This window comes from Sphingobium sp., from assembly GCF_035511395.1.
Lineage (GTDB): Bacteria > Pseudomonadota > Alphaproteobacteria > Sphingomonadales > Sphingomonadaceae > Sphingobium.
Genome location: NZ_DATKFP010000370.1, coordinates 1 through 7,321, shown reverse-complemented (window position 1 = coordinate 7,321; position 7,321 = coordinate 1). Strand labels below are relative to the sequence as shown.

7 protein-coding genes and 1 pseudogene are annotated in these 7,321 nt (G+C 63.5%); all 8 read left to right on the top strand.

From position 1 onward, the window contains the following. Nucleotides 1-1,266, top strand: a 1,266-nt coding sequence (locus tag VMR39_RS25525) for a type II toxin-antitoxin system HipA family toxin (protein WP_325420512.1), incomplete at its 5' end; no start/stop codon positions are given. Nucleotides 1,267-1,782: 516 nt separating this feature from the next. Next, nucleotides 1,783-3,000 (top strand): hypothetical protein, encoded by a 1,218-nt coding sequence (locus VMR39_RS25520; RefSeq protein ID WP_325420510.1) that lies wholly within the window; start codon nt 1,783-1,785, stop codon nt 2,998-3,000. 12 nt (nt 3,001-3,012) lie between these two features. Beyond that, on the top strand, nt 3,013-3,843 hold the full coding sequence (locus VMR39_RS25515) for a hypothetical protein (RefSeq protein ID WP_325420508.1): 831 nt from the start codon (nt 3,013-3,015) through the stop codon (nt 3,841-3,843). A gap of 12 nt (nt 3,844-3,855) precedes the next feature. Next, nucleotides 3,856-4,416 carry a hypothetical protein gene (locus tag VMR39_RS25510; protein WP_325420505.1) on the top strand — a complete coding sequence of 187 codons (561 nt, stop codon included), beginning with the start codon at nt 3,856-3,858 and terminating at the stop codon, nt 4,414-4,416. Further along, a complete protein-coding gene (locus VMR39_RS25505; protein ID WP_325420503.1) occupies nt 4,413-5,264 on the top strand; it encodes a hypothetical protein in 852 nt (283 codons plus the stop codon). The genes VMR39_RS25510 and VMR39_RS25505 overlap by 4 nt, the downstream gene beginning before the upstream one ends. A gap of 28 nt (nt 5,265-5,292) precedes the next feature. Then, nucleotides 5,293-6,375: an HNH endonuclease gene (locus VMR39_RS25500; RefSeq protein ID WP_325420501.1), complete on the top strand. Its 1,083-nt coding sequence runs from the start codon at nt 5,293-5,295 to the stop codon at nt 6,373-6,375. A 10-nt stretch (nt 6,376-6,385) separates the two neighbouring features. Continuing rightward, nucleotides 6,386-6,685, top strand: coding sequence for a hypothetical protein (locus tag VMR39_RS25495; protein ID WP_325420499.1), 300 nt, complete (start codon nt 6,386-6,388; stop codon nt 6,683-6,685). 404 nt (nt 6,686-7,089) lie between these two features. Further along, nucleotides 7,090-7,179: pseudogene (locus VMR39_RS25490) on the top strand (ArdC-like ssDNA-binding domain-containing protein); the annotation flags it as partial. Between the last annotated feature and the right edge of the window lie 142 nt (nt 7,180-7,321).

Below are 7,321 nucleotides of genomic sequence, written 5' to 3'. Positions count from 1 at the left end.
GAACTCATCGTATTTCTTTCTGGTCGCCCGGTCGGCCGGGTAACGCAGAATGAACGCGGCAAGCTCGAGTTTGTCTATGATGCGGACTGGCGGGAAACGCGGGGGAGTTATCCCTTGTCGCTGTCCATGCCGCTTGCCGCCCTGGAACATCCTCACGAGAGCATCGAGGCCTACATCTGGGGACTGCTCCCCGACAACGAGCTCGTGCTGGCCCGGTGGGCAAAGAATTTCCAGGTGTCGGCCCGCAATGCGTTTGCCCTGATCTCGCAGGTTGGCGAGGACTGTGCGGGCGCGGTGCAGTTCGTGCGACCCGAGCGTGTCGAAGCCGTCCTCCGGACTGGCGGTGATGACATAGCGTGGCTTGATGAGGCCGGGATCGCTGAGCGCCTGCGTGCCCTGAAATCGGATCATTCGGCATGGCGTCGCGCTGGTGACGTCGGCCAGTTCAGTCTGGCAGGGGCGCAGCCGAAAACGGCGTTGCTGTTGCAGGACGGGCGCTGGGGTGTGCCCAGCGGGCGCATCCCTACGACCCATATTCTCAAGCCTCCCGGGCATGATTTCGATGGACATGCCGAGAACGAACATTTCTGTCTCGCACTTGCCCGCGCCCTCGGGCTACCTGCGGTGACGTCGAGCGTCGTTCGCTTTGGTGACGAGGTCGCCTTCGTCACCGAGCGGTACGATCGCCAGGTCACGGCGCGCGGCGTCATCCGGGTCCACCAGGAAGATATGTGCCAGGTGGCCGGTATCTTGCCGACCATGAAATACGAAAATGAAGGGGGGCCTGGAGTCCGCCGGATTGTCGAGTTGCTTCGGCAAAGCTCTAGCGAGGCGGACGAGGATGTGTGGACGTTCGTCGATGCCGTCGCGTTCAACTGGCTGATCGCGGGGACCGATGCGCACGCCAAGAATTACTCGATGCTGATCGCCGGTGGCGGGCAAGCACGGTTGGCCCCACTCTACGACGTTGCCAGCATCCTTCCGTACGATGATTTCGATCCCATGCGCATCAAGCTGGCAATGAAAATCGGCGGAAAATACCGACTTCGCGAGATATCAATGCGAAACTGGGAAAAGCTGTGCGAAGAGGTCGCTCTAGGCCCGGTAGAGGTTTTCGGGCGAATTCGGGAGATGGCGGGGCGGTTACCCGGTGAAGCGATGAAGGTTCGGGATAGGATGCAGGCTGCCGGCATGAATCACCGTCTCGTCGATCGCCTAACCGAGTGCCTAAAGATCAACAGCTGGAAGTGTGCTGACCTGCTGTAGGGCCCATAGATCGCAGCTTGATCCCGTCGCGACGACGACGACTTCTGTAATCGGTCCACCGTTTCCGTTATCTCGTAACCGCCGGACAGCAGCGCGCCCATCCCAGTCGCTCAATTGGAAAAGACTCGCGCCTACGAGCGGTCAGTCCAGTTATGGCCAGGGCTGGGACATTTCTGCCGTTCAACTGCGGCGTGGCGAACGGCGGATCTTATCAAATGCCGACGTTTAGCGATTGCACCTCTGATCTCATGGGCCGACCGACGCTGGCCGTTTGCGCTCTGGCAGGGCCCGGGCGAGCCGAGACGCGTTGTTGACATTAATTCATCCGGATTTCGATGATCCTCTTTGCCCGCGACAGCAAAATAGGCAATTCGCCTGGTCACTCTACTCCGATCTGGACGCATTCTGCGCGGACGTTTTCTCTACACAACTTGCCGCAACTATGTTTTATTACTCCCCTGCTCGCGCGCGAAAGGGGATTCGAGGCAAAGCGGGACGCGAGCGTCGGGGGGCGACATGAGACAGCTCGTAATATTGGGCCTCGGCGTTTGTCTGGGCGGCTGCGCGACGACCAAGCCGCTCGATGGTGCAGACATGGAGTATCGCCTGCCGCGCACCGACGCGGTCGTGGCGGTGACGATGACGATCAAGGATTGCGACACGTTCCGCGTCGACGGCTCGATCGCGGTGACGCCGCAGGCGGGAGCCGGAGCCAAGGCGTTCAGCATTCCCGCCTCCAGCCTGGCGTCGGCCCGGATCAAGCGTTCCTTCAAGATCACCAGGAATGGCAACGACGTGCTGATCGGGATCAACAGCACGGTCGCCGACCGGACACCGCAGATCGCGGGCAATGTCCTCAAGACGGTCGCGACGCTCCTGCCCGTGCTGGCGGCGGCGCCCGTTACGACGATACCGCAGTGCAATGCCCTGACGCGCTCGCTCACCGTACGGTCGAAAGCCCTGACGGAGCAGCTCAAGAACCTGAACGCGCCGCCCGCAAGCGGGGCTCCTGCCGCAACGCCGGCCGAGACCAAGGCGAAGGGCGACGACATCGATGCGATTTCCAAGCAACTAGCTGCGGTCAAGACGGCGCTGACGATTACCTTCAACGTACCGGTCACCTTGCCTGAAGCCAATCCAGGGAGCGATGGCTCTGCTGCGGCATCGGCGATGGTTAAGGATCCGTTCGGGGCTTGGTTCGAAAACTACACGGCCGACCAAGTGACCAAGCTCTATGGCCTCGCCTGGACGATCAAGCCGGAAGCGACCACCTATACCACCGTAGTACCGCTCCACCCGCGCAATCCGTCGCGCGACTGCGGGTTCAAGGTTCCGATCCCCTATGCGACCCGGGCGACGCTCGAGGTCGTCGGCCAGGGCGAGAAGGTCACGGATCTGAAGAAGACCCTGGTCGTCTATGTCGGGCAGTGGGATTCGCGCGAACTGTGCATCGACGCGGGGTTCGGCGAGACGCGGACGAACGAGCTGGCCTTCGACGATTATGGCCGCATGACCTCGGCGAACTGGTCCTCGGAGGCGCGGGCAGAAACGATCAGCGGCGCGATCTCGGGGTCGGCCGGCGACATGGCGACCGTAATCGGAACGATCGCCCCGACGACGGTTAAGGCCCAGAAAGCCGAGATCGACGAGCTTCAGACCCAGCAGAACTACAACAAGATCAAGGCGTGCGAGGCAGTGATCAAGGCCGGGGGATCGACCTGTCCGAGCCAGTGAGGAGTGGCCTCGATGAAGAACATCGCGCTCATCAGCGACTCGGATGACGTCTCGCGTGCGCTTCTCGACCAGATCGGCGCGGCGGTCGGCAAGCAGCTGGCGGGCGATGTCGCCAGGCATTGGCCCGTCACCGGCACGATCGCGACCTTCGGTACGCTGATGGAGATGCCGGCGGGCTATAGTCCGATCGTCATCAAGGACAGGCTGCCGTTCGACGGCGCCGTCGGTGCGCACTGGACGGAGAGTGGCGATGCCTTCGCAGTCGTGCTCGGCACCTCTGACCCCAACGAGGTGTCGCTCGCGGTCAGCCATGAGGCGATCGAGATGATGATCGACCCAAAGGGCGAACTGCTCCGGCCGGGGCCAAGCCCGGTCGCAGGTCAGGGACAGGTGCAGTTTGTCGTCGAGGTCTGCGATCCGGTGCAGGACCGGGACTGCGGCTATCGCATCGACGGCATCCTGCTGTCCGATTTCTGCACGCCAGCGTTTTTCAGCGACGGATCGGCGCCCTTTTCCTGGCAGAAGAACATCGCGGGCCCGCGCGCGCTTGCAGCCGGCGGCTATATGTCCTGGCTGACGGGCGACAACCACATCTGGCAGGGCTCCGGCCTCGGCCCCGCGTTCGCTGCGACTGACAAGGGCCCCTATGATCCGACCCTGCCTATCCGCTTCCAGACCGATCGGCTGGGCGCTGAACAGACGCTCGCGGCGATCCGCAACTCAGGCAGGCGCCGCAAGCCGTTTGGAGCGAAGCGGCCTTCAGGCAAATATGATCGCAAGCTCGCGATCCTGGACCGGCTCGATCAGCTGCTCGCGCAGCAGCCGGCAACAGCATTGGCATAAGGAGGTAGGACCATGGCGTTCAAGATCATAGGCATCATTCTCGTTATCGCGCTGATCGCCTGGGTCGTCGCCGCCTTCGTCTTCTCGTTCGGCGCTCATCCCGCCCCTAACATGCTCGGCATCGGCAGTGCGTTCGAGGGCAATCTCCAGCTGCCCGCGGAGAAGATCGCGAAGGCGTTCGCGGATGCGCGGACGAAGATGCTCGAGGTCAATGCGGCCGGCAGCCACCTCAAGACAGCGAGCGCGATCGGCGCCTGGCTGAGCTTCGCCGCCACCGCCGGCATCACGCTCATCATCGGCTTCCTCGGTCGCCCGCTTCCCGCGCCTGCGGGACAACCCGACACGAGCGGCCTGAGCATCCCTCTCACTCGCACGATCGGGCTGCTTGCGGCCGCGGCGGCGGTGCTCACCGCTTTCGGCAGTCTGGCAGCAACGAAAGCGGAGGAGCATTTCAAGCATGCCGACGAGCTGCGCACGATGATCGTCCAGTCGCGCAAGGCAGTCCTCGACGCCAAGACGGCGGATGAGGCGCAGGCGGTGCTCGACGACCTCGCGCTCAAGATGGGGCGATGAGACGCTGGTGGGCGTGCGCGTGGCTGTTCTCGCTTGCCGCTTGCGTGCAGGAGGCGCCGCCGTTTCCTGACCCAACGGCATTGGGCCTCTCCGAGGCGCCGACCGAACATGTAATCGCGGGCGCCGCGATCCGTAAGGCCGCAACAATCCTCGGACCCGACGCAAAGATCAAGCTCTACCCGGGCTGGCGCGGACGGGAGCGCGGCGTTGCGATCTATACCCTGACCAGCGACAGCCTGGCGGTGAGCGAAGTGATCGGCACCTATGACGAATGCGGCTGCATCCTGTTGAGCAACGCCCGGCTCGAGGCGTGGCTGGTGGGCGAGATGGGCACCGGCATCGGCCGCCTCGACATCGATCGGACGTCGCTGCTCACCTATATGTTGCTGCACGAGGCGGGACATGTCGCACAGGGCAAGACGCCGTGCGGCCTCGCCCTCAGCGGTGGCGCCGCGAGCGCAACAGTTGATGCCCGGCTCAACATGACCGACACCGCGCAAAAGGTCTGCGAGCGCGCCGCCGACCGCTATGCGTCCGAGGCGGTCCGGGCCGCGCTCGAGCACAAGGGCTCGGACAGGGGCATCGTTGCCGCACAGGTCGCGATCGCGCTGTCCGAACTAGCCTTCAACCTGCAGGCAAAGCGGATGCTCGACCGTTTCGGCGAGAATATCATGAGGAGCCCGTCGCTATTCCGCGATCTCGGCCTGTCGCATCCCAATCTCGAATGGCGGATCCTTTCCGCCAACGCGATGATCACTCCCAACCCGACCTCGGAGGAGCTGCTTCAGGCGTTCGAGACGGCCCGCACCGAGGGGCCGATCCTTTTGAAGCTCTCGCCACCGTCATGACGCGTCGCCCACGGACCGTGTCCCACCGATGGCTGGCGATCATGCTGGCGTGGGGCTTGGCGGTCTGCGGCAACGCGCCTGTCGATATCGACGATGTGCCGGCGCGCTATGGGCTCGCCCAGACGGAGCGGGGACGCGCGTTTGCCGAACAGGCCGTCCTGCTGATCGACTTCCTGCTGCCGCAGGGCGAACGGCTCAGGCTCCGGCCGACCTGGCCCCAGAGCGGACTGTTTGGGGCGCATCGCTGCCGGAGGGGTTCGCGGTAGGCGAAAGGCTTTTTCTGGTGATAGTTGTTGTTCAAATCCGATCGGCGAACGACGCATTCTGGTCGGCTGCCGCCCCACACGAGCATCGGCTATCCCGGCACCCCAGCTCTAAACCGGACGGACGCCTACCGGCCCACCCTCGTCATTCGCAGATCGATCTTGGGGCGCTTCTGGAGCCGGGGTCCTATCTCGATTTCGTCAATGCTGTCCTGTTCAACGGCCCGCTTGGCATCGTCGAGCGCGGAGTTCTGAACGAGACCGGCAAGATTTCAGGCCGCGCCCAGTCCGCGGTGCGGCCGCTGTCGAACCAGGATTTCAACCGGATCATCGATCTGAGAGCCGCCGAGGAAGCGGACTTTTTGCCCCGCGTTGGCTTGGGGGCGCCCGATGTTTCGGTCCTGCGGGAAGAGCGCGTGCCCTTCGTTGACGAGATCGAGCGCGACCGGGTCGCCTATCTCGGATCGCGGCTGGAGCGCGATAGACTGTTTCGGCGCCGGGTCGTAACCGCCTACGATGCGCGCTGCGCGATTACCGGTCTCAAGCTCATCAATGGCGGCGGCAGGGCCGAGGTCGAGGCAGCCCATATCAGGCCCGTCGAAAAGGGCGGTCCTGATATCGTGAGCAATGGTCTGGCCTTATCCGGTACCGTGCATTGGATGTTCGATCGGGGCCTGATCTCTCTAGGCGATGACCTTGAGGTCCTAGTTAGCCGCCAAGCCAATGATGCCGATTCCATTCGCGGGCTGATCAATCGCACCGGCTTTGCACTTCCCCCTCTTCAGGCTGGTGATCGTCCGCACCCCAGCTTTCTGAGCTGGCATCGCGAAAATTGCTTCAAGCACTGAGGAACGCCGCATGAGCACTGACCTTCTTCTCTCGCGTCTTAAAATCAAGATGAGTGTGCTGACATGCGGCAATCCGCTGACGGGCGCGGCGGTCGAATCGGCGCTTGCCGAGCGGCCCGGCGCGCTCGATGCGCTTCCCAATGGGCTGGGCCAGTTTGCTGGGCATCTTGCGGATGCGATCGAAGACTATCTCGGATTTCATGGGCAGGAACTGGCGCGCGACCTTAATGAGCAGGCGCTTAAGACTTGGCGAGCCGATGTCGAGTCTGCCGTTCGCAAGGTATTGAGCCAGGTAGAATCGCCCTCCTGAAGAGGCCTCATTCTGACATCGTCGCAAGCGGGTAAGGCCGCCCCGCGCGAGGCGCGGCCGCGCTCTATTTCGCTGACGCTCAACCGAGCCACCTGCGGCGTCTCGTCGGCATAGCCGTGACGATCGCTGGCGGGGGGCGGGATGCATCGCATCCCTTCAGCAGTCGCCGCGCCTTCGGCACGGCGGCGTTGAGCCTTGACGGCTCCAAGGTGGCGGGGGGCGTCGCTGCCCTGTAGCCCCGCCTCGACGGGCCGCAACCCGTCCGCTGCGCTGCCGGGTCTTCCACTTCGTTTCAGCCCTTCGGGTGCGCCCCGCCTTCAGCCGGCGGGGCTGTCAGTCCGCTCCTGCCGCCCCCCGCCACCCTGGCGCCGGTCAATGGCGGTTGAGGAAAGGAGTGAGAAGTCATGACTGACCGTCAGAGCCTTTATGGCGAGGTTACCGCACGTGTGATCGCCGAACTGGAAGAAGGACGTCTTCCATGGGTGCAGCCTTGGGTATAGCGCGGCAATTAGGGAGACCGGTCGGCGGCGATTATGATGGCCGGTAGGCGGCTGCGCCGGGTGGTGATTTTGGGCTACCATGAGATGGCATTTGAGGCAACGGCCAGCGACAACTATGCGGGCGTGTAATTGTCGC